Source organism: Acidocella sp. KAb 2-4, from assembly GCF_020567705.1.
Lineage (GTDB): Bacteria > Pseudomonadota > Alphaproteobacteria > Acetobacterales > Acetobacteraceae > Acidocella.
The window spans coordinates 308037-327163 of record NZ_JAJDJU010000001.1 but is presented as its reverse complement, the minus strand read 5'-3'; the positions used below and the strand labels follow the sequence as shown (position 1 = coordinate 327163).

At 65.5% G+C, this 19127-nt stretch carries 18 protein-coding genes, 1 tRNA gene and 1 pseudogene; 13 read left to right on the top strand and 7 right to left on the bottom strand.

Going from position 1 to position 19127, the window contains the following annotated elements; translation table 11 throughout:
- A pseudogene (locus LI953_RS01605) lies at positions 1–139 on the top strand (3-deoxy-8-phosphooctulonate synthase); the annotation flags it as partial.
- Between the two features lie 453 nt (positions 140–592).
- Here the strand turns inward: LI953_RS01605 and LI953_RS01600 are convergent.
- Complete coding sequence (locus LI953_RS01600) at positions 593–1315, bottom strand: hypothetical protein (protein ID WP_227074213.1); 723 nt, start codon at positions 1313–1315, stop codon at positions 593–595.
- Between the two features lie 38 nt (positions 1316–1353).
- Here LI953_RS01600 and LI953_RS01595 point away from each other — a divergent pair, with 38 nt between their 5' ends.
- The 7 genes from LI953_RS01595 to LI953_RS01565 all read left to right on the top strand — a co-directional run bounded on the left by LI953_RS01595 (position 1354) and on the right by LI953_RS01565 (position 7616).
- Positions 1354–2256 (top strand): YicC/YloC family endoribonuclease, encoded by a 903-nt coding sequence (locus LI953_RS01595; protein WP_227074212.1) that lies wholly within the window; start codon positions 1354–1356, stop codon positions 2254–2256.
- Complete coding sequence (gene gmk, locus LI953_RS01590) at positions 2249–2830, top strand: guanylate kinase (RefSeq protein WP_227074211.1); 582 nt, start codon at positions 2249–2251, stop codon at positions 2828–2830. Before LI953_RS01595 ends, gmk begins: the two co-directional genes overlap by 8 nt.
- 150 nt (positions 2831–2980) lie before the next feature.
- Positions 2981–5695 (top strand): DNA gyrase subunit A, encoded by a 2715-nt coding sequence (gene gyrA, locus LI953_RS01585; protein WP_227074210.1) that lies wholly within the window; start codon positions 2981–2983, stop codon positions 5693–5695.
- Complete coding sequence (coaD, locus tag LI953_RS01580; protein WP_227074209.1) at positions 5688–6194, top strand: pantetheine-phosphate adenylyltransferase; 507 nt, start codon at positions 5688–5690, stop codon at positions 6192–6194. Before gyrA ends, coaD begins: the two co-directional genes overlap by 8 nt.
- A 59-nt stretch (positions 6195–6253) precedes the next feature.
- On the top strand, positions 6254–6742 hold the full coding sequence (locus tag LI953_RS01575; protein ID WP_227074208.1) for a peptidylprolyl isomerase: 489 nt from the start codon (positions 6254–6256) through the stop codon (positions 6740–6742).
- Between the two features lie 84 nt (positions 6743–6826).
- Positions 6827–6901, top strand: a tRNA-Lys gene (locus tag LI953_RS01570).
- Positions 6902–6965: 64 nt separating this feature from the next.
- Complete coding sequence (locus tag LI953_RS01565; protein WP_227074207.1) at positions 6966–7616, top strand: hypothetical protein; 651 nt, start codon at positions 6966–6968, stop codon at positions 7614–7616.
- Between the two features lie 58 nt (positions 7617–7674).
- On the opposite strand, the gene hpnH is transcribed toward LI953_RS01565, so the two are convergent.
- Positions 7675–8835, bottom strand: a complete 1161-nt coding sequence (gene hpnH / locus LI953_RS01560; protein ID WP_227074206.1) for an adenosyl-hopene transferase HpnH — start codon at positions 8833–8835, stop codon at positions 7675–7677.
- An 11-nt stretch (positions 8836–8846) separates the two neighbouring features.
- Positions 8847–9800, bottom strand: coding sequence for a 4-hydroxy-3-methylbut-2-enyl diphosphate reductase (ispH, locus tag LI953_RS01555; RefSeq protein ID WP_227074205.1), 954 nt, complete (start codon positions 9798–9800; stop codon positions 8847–8849).
- 286 nt (positions 9801–10086) lie between these two features.
- On the opposite strand from ispH, the gene dxs reads away from it, so the two are divergent.
- Genes dxs through hpnJ form a run of 4 tightly spaced genes read left to right on the top strand, consistent with a single transcriptional unit; the run spans position 10087 to position 15265 of the window.
- Positions 10087–12018, top strand: a complete 1932-nt coding sequence (gene dxs, locus LI953_RS01550) for a 1-deoxy-D-xylulose-5-phosphate synthase (RefSeq protein WP_227074204.1) — start codon at positions 10087–10089, stop codon at positions 12016–12018.
- A 17-nt stretch (positions 12019–12035) separates the two neighbouring features.
- Positions 12036–12656: an ABC transporter substrate-binding protein gene (locus LI953_RS01545; RefSeq protein WP_227074203.1), complete on the top strand. Its 621-nt coding sequence runs from the start codon at positions 12036–12038 to the stop codon at positions 12654–12656.
- A gap of 28 nt (positions 12657–12684) precedes the next feature.
- Complete coding sequence (gene hpnI, locus LI953_RS01540; protein ID WP_227074202.1) at positions 12685–13812, top strand: bacteriohopanetetrol glucosamine biosynthesis glycosyltransferase HpnI; 1128 nt, start codon at positions 12685–12687, stop codon at positions 13810–13812.
- A gap of 10 nt (positions 13813–13822) precedes the next feature.
- Positions 13823–15265 (top strand): hopanoid biosynthesis associated radical SAM protein HpnJ, encoded by a 1443-nt coding sequence (hpnJ, locus tag LI953_RS01535; RefSeq protein WP_227074201.1) that lies wholly within the window; start codon positions 13823–13825, stop codon positions 15263–15265.
- Between the two features lie 40 nt (positions 15266–15305).
- Here the strand turns inward: hpnJ and LI953_RS01530 are convergent, their stop codons facing one another.
- The 3 genes from LI953_RS01530 to LI953_RS01520 all read right to left on the bottom strand — a co-directional run bounded on the left by LI953_RS01530 (position 15306) and on the right by LI953_RS01520 (position 17502).
- The gene (locus LI953_RS01530) at positions 15306–15725 is read right to left on the bottom strand and encodes a VOC family protein (protein WP_227074200.1); all 420 of its coding nucleotides are present in this window, start codon (positions 15723–15725) and stop codon (positions 15306–15308) included.
- A gap of 7 nt (positions 15726–15732) precedes the next feature.
- Positions 15733–16785, bottom strand: a complete 1053-nt coding sequence (locus tag LI953_RS01525; protein ID WP_227074199.1) for an NAD(P)-dependent alcohol dehydrogenase — start codon at positions 16783–16785, stop codon at positions 15733–15735.
- A gap of 108 nt (positions 16786–16893) precedes the next feature.
- Positions 16894–17502, bottom strand: coding sequence for a superoxide dismutase (locus LI953_RS01520; protein WP_227074198.1), 609 nt, complete (start codon positions 17500–17502; stop codon positions 16894–16896).
- A gap of 52 nt (positions 17503–17554) precedes the next feature.
- Between LI953_RS01520 and LI953_RS01515 the strand changes: the two genes are divergently transcribed.
- Positions 17555–18226, top strand: a complete 672-nt coding sequence (locus tag LI953_RS01515; protein WP_227074197.1) for a squalene/phytoene synthase family protein — start codon at positions 17555–17557, stop codon at positions 18224–18226.
- Here the strand turns inward: LI953_RS01515 and LI953_RS01510 are convergent.
- Entirely contained in the window at positions 18210–19127 is a 918-nt protein-coding gene (locus tag LI953_RS01510; protein ID WP_227074196.1) for an oxidoreductase, read from the bottom strand. The genes LI953_RS01515 and LI953_RS01510 overlap by 17 nt on opposite strands.

The window sequence follows — 19127 nt, the reverse complement described above, 5'->3', positions numbered from 1 at the left end:
GGCGGGGCTGTTCATCGAGACGCATCCCGATCCGGATCATGCGCCTTCCGACGGCCCGAACATGATCGCGTTGAAGGATTTCGAGGCGCTGGTGCGCGGGCTGATGGCGTTCGACGCGCTGGCCAAAGCCCCGCGCTGAGCGCCGCCGCGCGCGCCTTTACCTCAGTGGCAGAACTCCGGCTCGCGCGCCTGGGCGTGGCGCGGGTGAGGCGGGGGCTCCGGGGTTAGGCTGGCGAATTGGTAGAGCAGCCCAGCCCCCTGGCTCGGCCTGGAATCTTGGGTCTGTGCCTCAGAGCAAATGGCTTCCGACCGGCGAAAGCGCGGCACGGCCCAAAGCATGAGCCCGTGAAATGTTTTCGAGGTCATTCTCCAACCCTCTAAAGTTGTGGGCGCGTGTTTAGCCCGAAATGCCGCTGCGTCCTAGAGCCAAGGCGGTTTCGAAATGATTAAAAATCAGTCGTGTCGGTGAAATTTTTGCGTGCAGCGCAGCAAAGTGACATGTTGATGAAAATTGTTTCCGTATATTGCGATGCGGCGTGAAATCTTTTTGCAATGCAGCGAAGGCCGGCGGCGCACAACGCGACGGTGAAATTCAGCCCAGATAGCCAAACCGTCGCATGAAACCGCCGAGTTGCCGCTCGACCTTGGACACCGCCTCAGGTTGCAGCATCCGGCGCCAGCGCCCACTTTCGCCGGTGCGCCCCGCGTGGTGCAGATGCCATTGCGTATCAAGATCCATCAGGTCGGCGGGGGTTTTGGGGCTGCGCGTGGCGGTGGGGGATGCCGCGAGTTTCGAGATCTTGGCCTCGATCGCCTCGCGGCGCGATTGCGCAAACAGGTCGTCTCGCGCGGCGATGGGCAGGGCGCCGCCCAGCCGCTCGGCCAGCCGGTCGATGGTCTCGGGCGTATCGATGAAGCCATCCTCATAGCGCAGCACCAGGCTGCGCGGATCGGCGGCATAGCGTGCGCAGAACTGGGCTGAGGCCTCGGCCTCGCGCAGGGCGCGGGAGAAGTCGCGCCCCATATGCTGCATCAGTGAGGTCACGGCGTCGCGCGGGTCGCGCAGGGTGAGCAGGATCAGCCCCGCCCGTGCCCCCAGCAGCGCCGCGGCGGGCCGGGGCAGGTGGTGCGTTTTTACCATGGTCATGCCGGCAGGCAGGCGCAGCACTTGCCATAGCGATTCGGCGAAAACACCCTCGGCCTGCTCGCCTGGGTGCAGTTGCCGCGCCACCTCGCGGGCCATGTTGAAGGTCCAGGTGGAACCGCTGGCATACATGCCCAGGCACCAGACCACGCGCGGGGGCCGATTCAACATATGGGCAGTCTAGCAGCCTGCTGCTATGAGGCCAGCCCATGACCGAGATTTCAAAAATCGCCTCGATGACCGGGTTTGCCCGCGCCCAGGGAGAGCTGGCCGGCACCGCCTGGGTGTGGGAGCTGCGCAGCGTGAACGGGCGCGGCCTGGATGTGAAGCTGCGCCTGCCCGCGGGGCTGGAGGCACTGGAATTCCCGCTGCGCGAACTGGCCGCCAAGCGCCTCAAGCGCGGCAATGTCGCGGGCACGTTGAGCCTCAAGCGCGAGCAGGCCGCCGCGATCATGCCCGACATGGCGGCGCTGGAGCGGATCAAGACTCTGGCCATCGAGCTGGCCGATGACATCCCCGGCGCGCTGCCACCAAGGGCCGAATTGCTGTTGGCTCTGCCGGGCGTGATGCGCAGCGCCGCGGCGCAGGAGGAGAGCGAGGAGGAGCGCGCCGCGTTGCAGGACGCCGTGCGTGCCGGATTTGTGGCGGCGCTGGACGGGCTGGCCGAGGCGCGCGCCGCCGAGGGCCGCAAGCTGGCCGAGATTGTGTTGGCCAATCTGCGCGAGATCGCCGCGCTGCACGAGGCCGCCGGGCTGGAAGCCGCCAAGCAGCCCGAGCTGCACCGCGCCCGCCTGGCCGCGCAGCTGGCCGAGATCATCGGTGGCACGCCGAACCTGCCCGAGGAGCGCATCGCCCAGGAAATCGCCCTGCTGGCCACGAAATCCGACGTGCGCGAAGAGCTCGACCGCCTCTCCGCGCATATCGAGGCCGCGCGCGCCCTGTTGCGCGAAGGCGCGGGTGTGGGCCGCAAGCTGGATTTCCTGATGCAGGAATTCAACCGTGAGGCGAATACGCTGTGCAGCAAATCCGCCTCCGTGCCGCTCACCAATATCGGCCTCGCGCTCAAAGCCGCCATCGAGCAGCTGCGTGAGCAGGTGCAGAACATTGAGTAGGCGCGGCGTCTGTCTGGTGCTGGCCGCCCCCTCCGGCGCGGGCAAGACCACCCTTTCGCGCCTGCTGCTGGAGCAGGATGACGAGCTCTCGCTCTCGGTGAGTGTGACCACGCGCGACCGCCGTCCCGGCGAGAAGGAGGGCAAGCACTACCACTTCATCACCCAGGAACGCTTCGACGAAATGGTCGAGCAGCATGAGCTGCTGGAATATGCGCGCGTCTTCGGCCGCTCTTACGGCACCCCGCGCGCCCCGGTGGAGGCCGCGCTCGCCGCCGGGCAGGATGTGATGTTCGATATCGACTGGCAGGGCTTTCACCAGCTCCGCGGCTCGATGGGCGGTGACGTGGTCGGCGTGTTCATCAAGCCGCCCTCGTTGGCGGTGCTGCGCCAGCGCCTGACCAAGCGCGGCGACACACCCGAGCAGGTCGAGGCCCGCATGGCCCATGCCGAGGCCGAGATCTCCCATGCCGGAGAATTCGACTACATCGTGGAGAACCACGACCTCGACGTGGCCCTGGCCGATCTGCGCGCTATTCTCCGCGCCTGCCGACTGGAGACGAAGCGGCAGGTTTAGGCCGCTTCCCCGCGGGGCGCGAATTTGTAAAACGCCCCGCGCCGTGCTAGGAATAGCAGACTATGCGGGATATTTTTTCTCATCTTTTCAATGCCTTAAAAGGCGCCTCGACCGGCCCGATGGTGCGGCGCGGCGAATCTCTGATCTGATATGACCGATACCACCGAAGACCCCGGCGCGGAGCCGATGCTGCCGCGCGGGCAGGAGCCTGTCGCCATCGAATTGGAGATGCGGAAATCCTACCTGGATTACGCCATGTCCGTCATCGTCAGCCGCGCCCTGCCCGATGCGCGGGACGGGTTGAAGCCGGTGCACCGGCGCATTCTCTATGCCATGCACGAGGCCGGCAACACGCCAGACAAGCCCTACCGCAAATCCGCGCGCATGACCGGTGACGTGATGGGTGCCTACCACCCGCATGGCGACAGCGCGATTTACCTCGCCGCCGTGCGCATGGCGCAGGATTTCTCGATGCGCCTGCCGCTCATCGACGGGCAGGGGAATTTCGGCTCTATCGACGGCGATATGCCCGCCGCGATGCGTTACACCGAGATGCGCCTCGCCCCCTCGGCGATGCTGCTGCTGGCCGATATCGACAAGGACACGGTTGATTTCCAGCCCAACTACGACGAAAGCCAGAACGAGCCGCGGGTGCTGCCCGCTGCCTTCCCGAATCTGCTGATCAACGGCTCCAACGGCATTGCCGTCGGCATGGCCACCAACATCCCGCCGCATAATCCGGGCGAGATCATGGACGCGGTGCTGGCGATGATCGCGCAGCCGGATATCAGCTTGGAAGAGCTGATGAAGATCGTGCCGGGTCCGGATTTTCCGACCTCGGGCATCATCCTCGGGCGCTCCGGCATCCGTTCCGCGTTCGAGACGGGGCGCGGCTCCATCATCCTGCGCGCCCGCGCCACCATCGAGGAAATCCGCAAGGATCGCGATGCGATCATCGTCACCGAGATTCCGTATCAGGTGAATAAGGCGACGCTGCTGGAGCGCATCGCCGAGCTGGTGCGGGCCAAGGAGATCGAGGGTATCGCCGATCTGCGCGACGAGTCCGACCGCGAGGGCATGCGCATCGTCATCGAGCTGAAGCGCGATGCCACCGGCGAGGTGGTGCTGAACCAGCTTTACCGGATGACCAATCTGCAAAGCAGCTTCGGCATCAACATGCTGGCGCTGGACCGGGGCAAACCCCGGCAGATGGGGCTGAAAGAGTTGCTCAGCCTGTTCATCGAGTTCCGCGAGGAAGTGATTCTCCGCCGCGCCCGGTTCGATCTTTCCAAGGCGCGTGACCGCGCGCATCTGTTGATCGGCCTTGGCATCGCGGTGGCGAATATCGACGAGGTGATCAAGATCATCCGCAACAGCCCGGACGCCAACACCGCGCGGCAGATGCTGATGGCGCGCGAATGGCCCGCCGAAAATGTGCTGCCGCTGCTGGCGCTGGTCGACGATGCGGGCAATGTGGTGTCGGAGACGCACACCATTCATCTCACCGATGCGCAGGCGCGTGGGATCCTGGAGCTGCGCCTCGCCCGCCTCACCGGGCTGGAGCGTGAGAAGATCCACAGTGAACTTTCGGAAGTTGCTGAGAAGATCAAGGAATATCTTGAAATCATTGGTTCGCGCATCCGCCGCCTAGAGGTGATGCGCGACGAAATCACCACCGCGCGCGAGAAGATCGCCAGCCCGCGCAAATCCTCGATCGAGGATGTGGACGCCGATCTCGACGATGAGAGCCTGATCGAGCCGGGGCAGATGGTCATCACCATCACGCGCGACGGCTTCATCAAGCGCACGCCGCTCGACGTGTTCCGCGCGCAAAACCGTGGCGGGCGTGGGCGCTCCGCCGCCGGCACGCGCGGCGACGACATCGTCACCCGCAGCTTCAATGCGCATACGCATCAATTCGTTCTGTTCTTCTCCTCGGGCGGCAAGGTTTACCGTGAGAAGATCTGGCGCCTGCCGGAGGGCGGCGCCACGGGCAAGGGCAGGGCGCTGGTCAATTTGCTGCCCGAATTAGGGGGTGATCAGATCACCACCGTGCTGCCGCTGCCGCAGGATGAAACCCTGTGGGAGAACCTGCATCTCGTCTTCGGCACGTCCAGCGGCAATGTGCGCCGCAACCGGCTGTCGGATTTCAAGAATGTCCGCGCCTCCGGCCTCATTGCCATGAAGCTGGACGAGAACGACCACCTGATCGGCGTCGCCACCTGCCGCGATGGCGATGATGTGTTCCTGGCCACCAAGCTCGGCCGCTGCATCCGCTTCCAGATCACCGATGAGACGTTGCGCGTGTTCTCGGGGCGCGATTCCACCGGCGTGCGCGGCATCAAGCTCGGCGCGGGCGACGAGGTGATGAGCCTCTCGGTGCTGCGCCATGTCGAGGCCGGCGTCGAGGAGCGTGCAGCCTTCCTCAAGCAGCGCCGCAGCGCCGAGGAGGAGGGCGAAGCCCCGGCCGAGGCGGAGGAGGCGGTGGCTGATGTCACCCTCTCCGAGGAGCGGCTGCGCGAACTGGCGGATGGCGAGGAGGTCATTCTCACCGTCACCGATTCGGGCTTTGGCAAGCGCTCATCGGCTTATGAATACCGTGCCACCGGGCGTGGCGGCCAGGGCATCGCCAACATCACCCTCAACGCCCGCCGCAACGGCACCGCCGTGGCCGCCAGCTTTGCGGTGCGCCCTGGCGACGACATCATGCTCGTCACCGATGGCGGGCGGTTGATCCGCGTGCCGGTGGACCAGATCCGCATCACCGGCCGCGCCGCCATGGGCGTCACGCTGTTCCGGCTGGATGAGGATGAGCGCGTGACCAGCGTATTCCCCGTGCTCGAGCAGGAGGCTGAAGATGGCTGAACGAATCGCGCTGTATCCGGGCACGTTCGACCCCATTACCAACGGGCATATCGACATCATCACCCGCGCCGCCAAGCTGGTGGACAAGCTGGTGGTCGGCGTCGCGGTGAATATCGGCAAGGGGCCGATCTTCAGTCTGGATGAGCGCGTGGCGCTGGTCGAAGCCGAAATCCGCCCGATCGCCGAGCGTGCCGGGATCGCGATGGAGGTGCGGCCGTTCTCCTCGCTGCTCATCACCTTCGCGCGCGAGGTAGGGGCGCAAATGATCGTGCGCGGCCTGCGCGCCGTTTCCGATTTCGACTATGAATTCCAGATGACCGGGATGAACTACCGCCTCGATCCCGGCATCGAGACCGTGTTCCTGATGGCGAGCGAGAAACATCAATTCATCTCCTCGCGATTTGTGAAGGATGTCGCCTCCTTTGGCGGCGACATTTCGAGCTTCGTGCCGAAGCTCACGGCCGAAAGAACCATCGCCAAGCTGAAAGGTGAAGCATGATCGACCGCCGCAAACTTCTTACCGCCGCCGCCGCAATCCCTCTCTCAACCGGAGTTTCCATGAGCGAAGCGCAAGCCGACACCCCCGTCTCCAACACGCTGAAGATGACGCTGAAATATGGCGACGTCACGATTCAGCTTCGCCCCGATCTGGCGCCGCACGCCGCCGAGCGCCTGCGCACCCTCAGCGCCCAGGGCTTTTATGACGGCTGCAAGTTCTTCCGCGTCATCGCCGGGTTCATGGCGCAGACCGGCGACCCGACCAATACCGGCATGGGCGGCTCGCCGCTGCCCAACCTGCCGGCCGAGTTCACCAACGATGCCAGCTTCCTCACCGGCACCGTCGGCATGGCCCGCACCGCGGACCCGAATTCCGCCAACTCGCAATTCTTCATCTGCTTCGCCCCGGCCACCTTCCTTGACGGCCAGTACACCATCGTCGGCCAGGTGACGGCGGGCATGGACGCGGTGCAGCAGATCAAAAAGGGCACCGGCTCCAACGGCCAGGTGCAGGACCCGGATTCCATCATCAAGATGGTCGTGGCCTGATCCTCCGCACTTGACTTGGGGGGCGGAAAAATGGTTCTTGCCCCCATCAAGGGCGTCCGCGCGGCGCCCTTTTTAAATACTTAAGAGCCTGTAGCTCAGTGGTAGAGCATCCGACTTTTAATCGGACGGCCGTGGGTTCGACCCCCACCGGGCTCACCAAGTTTTCCCTCCCGCCCTCGGCTTCGCTGTTCGCAGCGCCTGCGTCATCTGCTAAGGTTTCGTTATGGAGCGGGGCAAGATCGGCATCATTACCGGGTTGACCGCGGAGGCCAGCTGGCTGCGGCAGGCGGGCTTTCTCGTGCAAGTCGGCGGCGGCACGCCGCTGGGCGCCGAGCGCTCGGCGCAGGCGCTGGTGCAGGCGGGCGCGCGGGGGTTGATCAGCTTCGGCCTCGCGGGCGGCCTCAAGCCCGGCCTGGCGCCAGGCAGCGTGCTGGTCCCGCCGGCGGTGATCGAGGGCAACCGCACCTATGTCTGCGATCTCAGGCTGATGGAATTCCTTGGCGGCTCCACGGGCCTGCCGATTCTCGCCGGGCAGAAGATCGCCGCCTCGGTGCATGATAAATCGCTGCTCTATCGGCGCATCCACCCCGCCGCCATCGATCTCGAATCAGGCGCGGTGGCCCGTGTGGCGCAGGCGCGGGACTTGCCCTTCGCCGTACTGCGCTCTGTGGCCGACCCGGCGGAGTTGGATTTGCCACCGGCGGCGCTGGTGGCGCTGCGTGATGATGGCAGTGTCGATCTGCTGCGCGTGCTCGGCTCCGTGCTGCGCCACCCGCGCCAACTGCCGGACCTCTTGGCGCTTGGCCGCGCGGCCAAGGCGGCGCGTGCGGCCCTTCTGCGGCGGGTGCAAACCCTGCCGCCCAGCACGTATTAAAAATTTATAAGAATTTCCGGGCCGTCTTGTCGCAGTAAAGACGACCCGGAAAAATCTATTACTCCGCCGCCTCCGCCGCGTGCCGGGCTTCCTTGGCGGCGTGGATCTCGGCCATCTTGCCCTCCACATGGCGGGAGAACACATATTCCGCCGGGCGGGCCTTATCGAGCGGGATATCCTTCGCCATCGGCCCCTCGGTGCGGATGCCCGCCAGCGCCACCTTGGCGATCTTCCACGGGCGCTTCACCGAATCCAGCACCGCGGTTGCCTCGAAGCCCGAATGCACCATGCAATCCGAGCATTTCGCGTAATTGCCGACGCCGTATTTATCCCATTCGGTGGTGTCCATCAGCTCCTGGAAGCTCTTGGCGTACCCTTCGCCCAGCAGGTAGCAGGGGCGCTGCCAGCCGAACACGTTGCGCGTCGGGTTACCCCAGGGCGTGCAGGCATAGGTCTGGTTCCCGGCCAGGAAGTCGAGGAACAGCGGCGATTGCGTGAACTTCCACACCTTGCCGCGCTTCTTGCTCTCCTTGCCGCGGCGGAAGATGGCGCGGAACAGCTCCTTGGTGCGGGTGCGGTTGAGGAAGTGCTGCTGGTCCGGCGCGCGCTCATAGGCATAGCCGGGCGAGGTCATCACGCCCTCGATGCCGAGATCGGCCACGGTGTCGAGGAAGCCGGCCACCCGGTCCGGGTCCGCGCCATCGAACAGCGTGCAGTTGATGGAGGTACGGAAGCCCTTGGAGAGGGACAGCTTGATGCCCGCCACCGCGCGCTCATACACGCCCTCCTGGTCCACGGCGCGGTCATGCATGTCCTTGTCGCCGTCCAGGTGGATATCCCAGCAGAAATTCTTGTGCGGCTTGTACTGGTCGATCTTCTTTTCCAGCAGCAGCGCATTGGTGCACAGGATCACGAACTTGCCCATCTTCAGATAGGCTTCCACGATCTGCGGCATCTCCTTGTGCAGCAGCGGCTCGCCGCCGGCGATGGCGACGATCGGCGCCGGGCATTCCTCGGCGGCCTTGATGCAATCCTCCAACGACAGGCGCTGGTTCAGGATCTCGTTGGGATAGTCGATCTTGCCGCAGCCCGAGCAGGCGAGGTTGCAGCGGAACAGTGGCTCCAGCATCAGCACCAGCGGATAGCGCTTATTGCCCTTGAGATGCTGCTTGAGCACGTAAGCGCCGACCTTCAGCGCCTGATTTAGCGGAACACCCATTCTCTACGTCCTTACAGGCTGGCCACTTCGGCCGGCAGTTTGAATTTCACGTCTTCCGGCGTGCCGTCGAGCAGTTCCACCTCGACCTTGCCGAAGCGCTTCAGCCCCTCGATCACGCCTTGCACCAGCACTTCCGGCGCGCTGGCCCCGGCCGTCAGCCCCACCGTGCTTGCGCCGATAAACCATTCGGGCTGCAGGGCGGCGGCGTCGTCGATCAGATAAGCCGGGTGCCCCAGCTCGGCGCCGATCTCGCGCAGCCGGTTGGAGTTGGAGGAGTTCTTGCTCCCCACCACCAGGATCACATCCACCAGCTTAGCCAGATGATGCACCGCCTCCTGGCGGTTCTGGGTGGCGTAGCAGATATCCTTCACATCCGGGCCGGTAATCTCGGGGAAGCGCGCCTTCAGCGCCGCGATGATGCTGCGCGTGTCATCCACCGAGAGCGTGGTCTGGGTGATATAGGCGAGCTTCTCGGGGTCGTTCACCCGCAGCGTCTCCGCGTCCTCCACGGTCTGCACCAGATACACCGTGCCGTCGATCTGCCCGATCGTGCCCTCCACCTCGGCATGGCCGGCATGCCCGATCAGCACGATCTCACGGCCCTGGCTGGCATAGCGCCGCCCCTCGGCATGCACCTTGGCAACCAGCGGGCAGGTGGCGTCGATCACCGGCAAAGACCGGTCCTCGGCCGCCTGCACCACCTTGCGGGCCACGCCATGGGCCGAAAACACGGTCCACGCGCCTTCCGGCACTTCGTCCAGCTCGTCCACAAACACGGCGCCGCGCGCGCGCAAATCCTCGACCACATGGCGGTTATGCACAATTTCATGGCGCACATAGATCGGCGGGCCAAACTTGGTCAGGGCGCGCTCCACGATGTCGATCGCCCGCTCCACCCCGGCGCAGAAGCCGCGGGGCTGGGCGAGGATCACCCGCATCGTCTTTGTCGTATGGGCACCATCCATGTCGTCAATCCTGTTGCCTGTGGGTCACGCCGTGTGGGTTTATCGCCCATGCAATAGGTCATTGCCTCGCCAATCCGCAAGCTTCGTATTAAGAAGAACTTTCATACCGGCTGCCCGCTCCCGTGGGGTGGCTGGCTTTTCGGTCCACAGCCCCTTATGTGTGGAAGAATTTCAGAGTACCAGACACCCCGCCCGGCGGGCCGGCTGGGGTTGGACTAAAGGTTAGAGCGAAGGACGACATTATTATGCGGAATCAATTGGCGCGGCGTAACGGGGGAACTCACTGATGCCGCCGCAGACCCCGCTCCTCGACAGGGTTAAGTATCCCGCCGACCTACGTAATTTCTCCACCGACCAGCTCAAGCAGCTTGCCGACGAGCTGCGCGCCGAGACCATCGACACTGTCTCCACCACGGGCGGGCATCTGGGCTCGTCGCTGGGCGTGGTCGAGCTGACCGTCGCCATCCACGCGGTGTTCGAGACCCCGCGCGACCGCCTGATCTGGGATGTCGGCCACCAATGCTACCCGCACAAGATCCTCACCGGCCGGCGCGACCGCATTCGCACCCTGCGCCAGCCGGGCGGGCTGTCGGGCTTCACCCGCCGCTCGGAGAGTGAATACGACCCGTTCGGCGCCGCGCATTCCTCCACCTCCATCTCCGCTGGGCTGGGCATGGCCGTGGCGCGGGACCTCAAGCATGAACCCGACCCGCGCAACGTGATCGCCGTGATCGGCGACGGCTCGATGAGCGCCGGCATGGCCTATGAGGCGATGAACAATGCCGGGGCGATGAAGTCCCGCCTGATCGTCATCCTCAACGACAATGACATGTCGATCGCCCCGCCCGTGGGGGCGATGAGCGCTTATCTCTCCAAGCTGATCTCGTCGCGCAGCTTCATGTCGCTGCGCGATTTCGCGGCCAAGATGGCCAAGCGCTTCCCGCGCACGCTGGAGCGCACCGCCCGCCGCGCCGAGGAATATGCCCGCGGCATCCTCACCGGCGGCACGCTGTTCGAGGAGTTGGGCTTTTATTATGTCGGCCCGATCGATGGCCACAACCTGGAGCATCTGCTGCCCGTGCTGCGCAACCTGCGCGACTCGGAGGCCGCCGAGCCAGTGCTGCTGCATGTCGTCACCCAGAAGGGCAAGGGCTACGCCCCGGCCGAGGCGGCGGCGGATAAGTACCACGGCGTGCAAAAATTCAATGTCGTCACCGGCGAGCAGAAGAAAGCCCCGCCCGGCCCGCCGACTTATACGAATGTGTTCGCAAAGGCGCTGATCGCCGAGGCCGAGGCCAACCCGAACATCGTCGCCATCACCGCCGCCATGTCGCCGGGCACGGGGCTGGACAAGTTTGCCGCCAAATTCCCGACCCGGATGTTCGATGTCGGCATCGCCGAGCAGCATGCCGTGACCTTTGCCGCCGGCATGGCGACCGAGGGACTGGCCCCGTTCTGCGCCATCTACTCCACCTTCCTGCAGCGCGGTTACGACCAGCTGGTGCATGACGTGGTGCTGCAAAACCTGCCGGTGCGCTTCGCCATGGACCGCGCCGGGCTGGTCGGCGCCGATGGCGCCACCCATGCCGGGGCTTATGACCTCTGCTTCCTCGGCCCGATGCCGAACATGGTGATCATGGCGCCGTCGGACGAAGCCGAGCTGATGCACGCCGTGGCCACCGCCGCCGCCATCAACGACCGCCCCTCAGCCTTCCGCTATCCGCGTGGCGAGGGTGTGGGCATCGAGCTGCCGGCCCGCGGCACGGTGTGGGAGATCGGCAAGGGCCGCATCCTGCGCGAAGGCGGCAAGATCGCCATCCTCGCGCTCGGCCCGCGCCTCGCGGATGCCAACACCGCCGCCGACGAGCTGGCCGCGCGCGGCTTCCCCTGCACGGTGGCCGATGCCCGCTTCATGAAGCCGCTCGACACCGCGCTGATCGACCAACTGGCCCGCCACCACGAGGTGCTGATCACCATCGAGGAAGCCGCGGCGGGTGGCTTCGGCGCCGCCGTGGCGCATCATTTGGCCTGGACCGGCGCCTTCGATAAGGGGCTGAAATTCCGGCCAATGACGCTGCCCGACCGGCTGATCGACCACAATACCCCGGCGGCCCAGTTGATCGATGCCGGGCTGACGGCGAGCCACATCGTGACCCACGCGATTTCGGCATTAGGGATCGAATCCCTGCATGGCGCCGTCGCAATTCCGGCACAGTGATCCTCTAGGAGGACCGCATGAAAGCACTCCTCACCACTCCCTTGCTGGCGCTCGGCCTCGCCCTGGCGCCGCTGGCCCAGGCCGCCACGCCCGAGGCCACGCCCGTTGACACGCTGGATGCCGGGCTGATCGCCGGAATGAAGGCCGGGTCGGCCGGGCAGGGGTTCCAGGCGCGGTATGACGCGCTGGTTCCCATCGTCCGCAAAGCCTATGATTTGCAGGAGGTCACCAAGAATTCGGTCGGCTTCCTGTGGTCCACCCTGCCGGCCGCGCAGCAGGAGGAGCTGAACAAGCTCTTCGAGCAGTTCACGGTTGCCAGCTATGTCTCCCAGTTCAACGCCTTTAACGGCCAGAGCTTCAAGCTGCTGCCCGATGAAAAGGCGCTGGGCGCGAAGAAGATCATCGAGACCCAGCTCCTGCCCGGCGATGGCGGCGACCCGGTGGAGCTCGACTATGTGGTGGCCAATAGCGGCGCGGGCTGGCAGATCAACGACGTGCTGCTCGGCGGCACCATCAGCCAGGTTGCGGTGCATGCCTCTGATTTCGCCTCGCTCGTCAAATCGGGCGACGCCTCGGCCCTGATCCAGGCGCTCAAGAGCAAGATCGCCGCGCTGCAGAGCGGTTCGGCGGGCCAGTGATGCGCTCGCAGCCCGGCCGCGCCTGACCATGCATATCCTGGCAGTGATCGCCGCGCTCTGCGCGCTGGTCGGCGTGGCGCAATTATTGGTCGGCACGCGTCTGGCCGTACGCTTCGCGCATGCATTGGCGCCGGCGCCGGCCTCACGCCCGCCCGTCTCGGTGCTCAAGCCGCTTTGCGGGGTCGAGCCGCTGACCGAGCTGGCGCTGGAATCCTTCTTCTTGCTCGACTACCCGGATTACCAGCTCGTCTTCGGCGTGCAGAATCCGGCGGACCCGGTGCTCGGCGTGCTGGAAACGCTGCGCGCCCGCCATCCGCAACGCGACGTGGCGGTGGTGGTGGACCCCACCCAGCATGGGAGTAACCGCAAGGTTTCCAACCTCATCAACATGCTGCAAGCGGCCAAGCATGAAACACTGGTGATGTCGGATGCCGATATCCATGTGCCGGTGCATTTTCTCGACCGCGTGCTCGCCGCGCTGCAGGAGCCCGGCGTCGGACTGGTGACGACGCTGTATACCGGGCTGCCCGGCACCCCCGCGCTCGCCTCGCTGCTCGGCGCCTGCCAGATCAACTACACCTTCCTGCCCGGCGCGCTGCTGGCCAGACAGCTCGGCCGGCAGGACTGCCTGGGCGTGACCATGGCGCTGAGCAAGACCATGCTGGCCGAGATCGGCGGGCTGGCGGCGGTGGCGAACAACCTCGCCGATGATCAGGTGCTCGGGCGGCTGGTGCTGGCGCACGGGTACAAGCTGGCCCTGGCCCATGTCATCCCCGCCACCACCGTGCCTGAGGCCGATTTCCCCGCCTTGTTCCGGCACGAGCTGCGCTGGGCGCGCACCATCCGCGCCCTGGTGCCGCTGCCTTATGCCGCCTCGGTGCTGCAATATTCCCTGTTCTGGGCGGTGCTGGCCCTGGTCTTCGCGGGCGGCGCCGTGTGGTCCTGGCTGCTCCTCGCCCTGGTGTTTACCGCCCGCTATCTGGCCGCGCGCGATATCGACACCGCCCTGCGCCTGCCAAAATCTGGCGCGCTTTGGCTTTTATTGTTGCGCGATCTGGTGTCCGCCATCATTTATGTCACAAGTTTCATTGGCCGCCATGTGGACTGGCGCGGCCAGGTCATGCATGCCGATTCCGGCAAGGTCGCGCCCCGCTGAGAGAGAAGAGATGACGAAGCTGAAAACCCTGTTCCTGCAACCGCCTTCCTTCGATGGCTTCGATGGCGGCGCCGGCTCACGCTACCAGGCGCGCCGCGAGATCAAATCCTTCTGGTTCCCGACCTGGCTGGCCCAGCCCGCGGCCCTGCTGCCGGATTCCACGCTGATCGACGCCCCGCCCGCCAAGCTGACGATGGCGGATGTGCTACCCCATGCCAAGACGCATGACCTGCTGATCATCCATACCTCCGTCCCCTCCTTCGCCAACGACGTGAAGGTGGCCGAGGAGTTCAAGGCGCTGAACCCGAAGATGCTGGTCGGCTTCATCGGCGCCAAGGTGGCCGTGCAGCCGGTGGAATCGATGGAGCGCGCCAAGGTGCTCGATTTCGTCTGCGGTAATGAGTTCGACTTCACGATCAAGGAGATCGCTGAAGGCGCCGCGCTGCGGGACGTGAAGGGCATCTGGTGGCGCAACGAGGCCGGGGAGATCGTGAAGAACGACGACCGCCCGCTGCTGATGAACATGGACGAGCTGCCCTTCGTCGTCGATGTCTACAAGAAGCATCTGCGCATCGAGGATTACTTCATCGGCTACCTCAAGCACCCCTATATCTCCATCTATACGGGCCGCGGCTGCAAGTCGCACTGCACCTTCTGCCTGTGGCCGCAGACGGTGGGCGGGCATAAATACCGTACCCGCTCGGTGGAGAACGTGATTGCCGAGATCAAGCGCGCCAAGGAACTCTTCCCGCAGGTGAAGGAGTTCATGTTCGACGATGATACCTTCACCGACGATCTGCCCCGCGCCGAGGCCATCGCGCGCGAGCTGGGCAAGCTGGGCGTCACGTGGTCGTGCAACGCCAAGGCCAACGTGCCGTACAACACTCTCAAGGTGCTCAAGGAAAACGGCCTGCGCCTGCTGCTCGTGGGCTATGAGTCCGGCAACCAGCAGATCCTGCACAACATCAAGAAGGGCATGCGCATCGATGTGGCCAAGCGCTTCACCGCCGATTGCCACAAGCTCGGGATCAAGATCCACGGCACCTTCATCGTCGGCCTGCCTGGCGAGACGCGCGAGACCCTGAAGGAGACGATCGCCTTCGCCAAGGAGATCAACCCGCACACCATCCAGGTGTCGCTGGCCGCGCCCTATCCCGGCACCTTCCTCTATAACCAGGCGGTGAAGGAGGGCTGGCTCGACGTTGAGCACGCCGAGCTGATCGACGAGCATGGCGTGCAGATCGCTCCGCTGCACTACCCGCATCTGTCGCATCAGGAGATTTTCGACGCGGTCGAGGAGATCTACCGCCAGTTCTATTTCCGCCCCTCGAAGATCCTCTCCATCCTCAAGGAGATGGCGACCTCGCCGCAGATGCTGGTGCGCCGCCTGCGTGAGGGCGTGGAGTTCTTCGCCTTCCTCAAGGAGCGGCAGACCAACAAGGCCGCCGCCTGAGCCAAGAAAAAGCCCCGGTGAAAACCGGGGCTTTTTTTGTTTAATAATTCGTCCAGAGCCCCGGCGTCGCCAATTCCACCGAATGGCCGTCAGGGTCGCGCGCATACAGGCTGACACCGCCCAGCTTCCAACTCACGCGGCTCTCGATCTCGACGCCGCAGGCCGCGAGATGCGTCTCCCATTCCGCCAGCGAAGCCTTGGGGATGGCGAAGCACAGATGTAGCTGCCCGCCGCCGCCATGCGGGGGGATATGCCCGCCCGGCGTGTCACTGCCCGCCTCGGTGGCGCCGCGCCGGAACAGCAGCAGCACGCTCTGCGCCGCCACGCGCAGCGCCACCATGCGGTGGTCGCGGTGGATCGGCTCGAAGCCGAACACATGCCGGTAAAACCCCTCCGCCCGCTCCAGCTCCGTCACATAGAGCGACGTTTCCAGGATATGGGTGAGGAGGGGGGCGACCACTTCGGGCCTAGGCTTTCAGCGAGGCCATGTCGATGCAGAACCGGTACTTCACGTCGCTCTTGAGCATCCGCTCATAAGCTTCGTTGATCGCCTGGATCGGGATCATCTCGACATCGGCGGTGATGTTGTGCTGGCCGCAGAAATCCAGCATCTCCTGCGTCTCCTTAATGCCGCCGATCAGCGAGCCGGCGAAGTTGCGGCGCTTCATCAGCAGCGGAAACACGTTGAAGGGCAGGGGCTTGTCGGGCGCGCCTACCTGCACCAGCGTCGCCTCGCGCTTCAATGTTCCAAAATACGGCGCCAGATCATGGCTGGCCGAGACGGTGTCGATGATCAGGTCGAAGCTCTCGGCGTGCTGCGCCATATGCTCGGGGTCTTTGGAGATGATCACATCATCCGCGCCGAGCCGGCGCGCATCCGCCACCTTGCCGGGGCTGGTGGTGAACACCACCGTATGCGCGCCCATCGCGCGCGCCAGCTTCACGCCCATATGGCCCAGCCCGCCCAGGCCGATGATCCCCACTTTCCTGCCCGGTCCCGCGCCCCAATGGCGCAGCGGCGAATACAGGGTGATTCCCGCGCAGAGCAGCGGCGCCGCCGCGGCGGGGTTCAGGTTTTCGGGGATGCGCAGCACGAAGCTCTCATCCACCACGATGCGCTCGGCATAGCCGCCCTTGCTGGGCTCGCCGGTCTGCTTCTCGACACCGCCATAGGTCTGGCCCGCGAGGCCGCCATCGCAATACTGCTCCAACCCTTCCTGGCAGGAGGGGCAGGTGCGGCAGCTATCCACCATGCAGCCCACGCCGACGAGATCGCCGACCTTGTGCTTGCTCACCCCGGCGCCCACACTCTTCACCCGGCCCACGATTTCATGCCCCGGCACGGCGGGGTAGGCGGTGAAGCCCCATTCATTGCGGGCGAAATGCAGGTCGGAATGGCAGACGCCGCAATAGAGGATCTCGATCTCGACATCCTGCTGTCCGGGAGCGCGGCGGGTGAAGCTGTAGGGGGCGAGCGGGGCGCTGGGGGATTCGGCGGCGTAACCAGTGCAAACGAGCATGAATATCTCCTTGTTGAACGCGCCGGATATCGGAGCCGCATACCACGTTTTCAACCCAACGCGTGCGGCAATAAAAAACCCCCTGGTTTTGCCAGGGGGTTTTCGGTTTTACGCGGCCAGCAGGTTGGCTTCGGCGTATTCGTAATTCGCCAACTTGTCGAGGAAGTTGGAGATGTAATCCGGGCGGCGGTTGCGGAAATCCACGTAGTAAGCGTGCTCCCACACGTCATAGGTCAGCAGCACCTTGCCTTCGCCGGTGACGAACGGGGTGGAGGCGTTGGCCGACTTGGTCACCTTCAGCTTGCCCTCGGGCGATAGCACGAGCCACGCCCAGCCGGAGCCGAACTGCGTGACGCCAGCCTGCTTGAAGGCTTCCTTATACGCCTCGACGGAGCCGAAATCCTCGATGATCTTGGCTTCCAGCTTGCCCGGCAGCTTGCCGCCCTTGGGGCTCAGGCTCAGCCAGAACTGGCTGTGGTTCAGGTGCTGGCCGGCATTGTTGAACACCGGGGTCAGCTCGGCATTGCCATGCGCGAGCTTCACCAGCTCCTCCAGGCTCTTGCCTTGCAGGGCGGTGTTCTTCTCCACCAGCCCGTTCAGCGCCGTCACATAGGCGTTGTGGTGCTTGCCGTGGTGCAGCTCCAGGGTCTCCTGGCACATGCCGGCCTCGGCCAGCGCATTGATCGAGAAGGGCAGGGTCGGCAGTTCAAACGCCATGGGGCACTCTCCAGTGGTTTGTGTCTTGGTGCGGATTAGCTATGGAGAGTTGATGCCCCCGTCAAGCGACAGTTTCCTCCTCCGCCTGCGCCGCGCCGACCCGGACCGCTACTTCTGCACGCTGTTCGCCCCGGCGGCGCAGCGCGACTCCCTGGCGCTGCTCTATTTATTCAACCACGAGCTGGCCCGCGCGCACGAGGTCGCCTCGGAGCCGCTGCTGGCGCTGATCCGTCTGCAATGGTGGCGCGAGGTGGTGGAAGGCGCGGAGCGCCAGCACGAACTGGCCACCCCGCTCGCGGCGGCGTTGCGCGCCGGGGTGTTCGCGCGCGACGACCTGCTGGCGCTGATCGAGGCGCGCGAGCAGGAAACCGCGCTGCTCGATGCCGACTCCTTCCTCGCCTATGCGCGCGGCACAGGCGGCAGGCTGGCGCGCATCGCGGGCAAGTGGCTCGGCGCCGACTCCGCCGTGGTGGAGGATTTGGGCACCGCCTATGCGGTCTCCGGCCTGCTCCGCGCCACCAGGCTGCGCCCCGAGGATGCCACGCCGGACGAAACCCTGGCCGCCCAGGCCCGCGCCCTGCTCGCCGCGCAGCCGCCGCGCCCGGCGCTGGCGGCGGCGCTGCCCGCCGTGTTCGCGCGGCGCGATCTCAGCCGTCCCTACCGCGCGCGCGGCCTGGCCGACCGCCTCGCCGTGCTGCGCGCCGCGCTCACCGGGCGGGTGTAAACACCGCTCCGGTCATCGCTTCAGCCGCCTGCCACAGCCGCGCCCCGGCCTGCGGGTCCAGGGCCTTGGGCTCGGCCTTGGCCAGCCCCGGCGTGCCGCGATACTCGCCCCAGCCGCGCGGGCCATAATAGCCGCCGGGCCGGGCGGCGGGGTCGGTGGCGGCCAGGATCAGCGGCCACGCCCCGGCCTCACCGGACTGCACCACGCAGAGCTTGCCGAGCAGAAAGCCCAGCCCTGTCAGGCTGCGCCGCCCCGGCCCGTTGGCCACCAGCGCGGTGCTGGCGATGCCCGGATGCGCCGCCAGCGAGCAAAGCCCCCATCCGGCTGCATCCGACCGGCGTTGCAGCTCCTGCGCGAAGATCAGAATCGCCAGCTTGGATTGCTGATACGCGCCCCAGGACTCATAGCGCCGCTCATAATGAAGGTCGTCGAAATTCATCCGCCCGCGCCGGTGGGCGATGGACGACACCTGCACCACGCGCGGCGACGGTGCCTGCCGCAGCGCCGGCAGCAGCAGCGCGGTGAGCAGAAAATGCCCGAGAAAATTCACCCCGAATTGCAGCTCGAAGCCCTGCGCGGTGAGCCGCCGGCGCGGCGGCTTCATCACCCCGGCATTATTGATGAGCAGGTCCAGCCGCCCGCCAAACCCCGCGGCGAACCGGCGCACCGAGGCGAGATCCGCCAGGTCCAGCGCCATGAACCGCGCCCGGCCCGGCGTCTCGGCATTGATCCGCGCCGCCGCCGCCTCGCCCTTCTCGGCGTTGCGGCAGGCCAGCACCGTATCTGCCCCGGCCCGCGCCAGTTCCAGCGCCGTGTAATAGCCGATGCCGCTATTCGCCCCGGTCACCACCGCGACCAAGCCGGAGAGGTCCGGCAGAAGCGCCCCTGGCCACAGCGCCAT

Excerpts from the sequence above, each read along its gene's own strand:
- LI953_RS01595 (WP_227074212.1), top strand. The coding sequence starts at position 1,354 with ATGACCGAGATTTCAAAAATCGCCTCGATGACCGGGTTTGCCCGCGCC.
- LI953_RS01520 (WP_227074198.1), bottom strand. The coding sequence starts at position 17,502 with ATGGCGTTTGAACTGCCGACCCTGCCCTTCTCGATCAATGCGCTGGCC.
- LI953_RS01515 (WP_227074197.1), top strand. The coding sequence starts at position 17,555 with ATGCCCCCGTCAAGCGACAGTTTCCTCCTCCGCCTGCGCCGCGCCGAC.
- ispH (WP_227074205.1), bottom strand. The coding sequence starts at position 9,800 with ATGGATGGTGCCCATACGACAAAGACGATGCGGGTGATCCTCGCCCAG.
- coaD (WP_227074209.1), top strand. The coding sequence starts at position 5,688 with ATGGCTGAACGAATCGCGCTGTATCCGGGCACGTTCGACCCCATTACC.
- hpnH (WP_227074206.1), bottom strand. The coding sequence starts at position 8,835 with ATGGGTGTTCCGCTAAATCAGGCGCTGAAGGTCGGCGCTTACGTGCTC.
- LI953_RS01510 (WP_227074196.1), bottom strand. The coding sequence starts at position 19,127 with ATGGCGCTGTGGCCAGGGGCGCTTCTGCCGGACCTCTCCGGCTTGGTC.
- hpnJ (WP_227074201.1), top strand. The coding sequence starts at position 13,823 with ATGACGAAGCTGAAAACCCTGTTCCTGCAACCGCCTTCCTTCGATGGC.
- LI953_RS01545 (WP_227074203.1), top strand. The coding sequence starts at position 12,036 with ATGAAAGCACTCCTCACCACTCCCTTGCTGGCGCTCGGCCTCGCCCTG.
- hpnI (WP_227074202.1), top strand. The coding sequence starts at position 12,685 with ATGCATATCCTGGCAGTGATCGCCGCGCTCTGCGCGCTGGTCGGCGTG.
- gyrA (WP_227074210.1), top strand. The coding sequence starts at position 2,981 with ATGACCGATACCACCGAAGACCCCGGCGCGGAGCCGATGCTGCCGCGC.
- LI953_RS01575 (WP_227074208.1), top strand. The coding sequence starts at position 6,254 with ATGAGCGAAGCGCAAGCCGACACCCCCGTCTCCAACACGCTGAAGATG.
- LI953_RS01565 (WP_227074207.1), top strand. The coding sequence starts at position 6,966 with ATGGAGCGGGGCAAGATCGGCATCATTACCGGGTTGACCGCGGAGGCC.
- LI953_RS01600 (WP_227074213.1), bottom strand. The coding sequence starts at position 1,315 with ATGTTGAATCGGCCCCCGCGCGTGGTCTGGTGCCTGGGCATGTATGCC.
- dxs (WP_227074204.1), top strand. The coding sequence starts at position 10,087 with ATGCCGCCGCAGACCCCGCTCCTCGACAGGGTTAAGTATCCCGCCGAC.
- LI953_RS01525 (WP_227074199.1), bottom strand. The coding sequence starts at position 16,785 with ATGCTCGTTTGCACTGGTTACGCCGCCGAATCCCCCAGCGCCCCGCTC.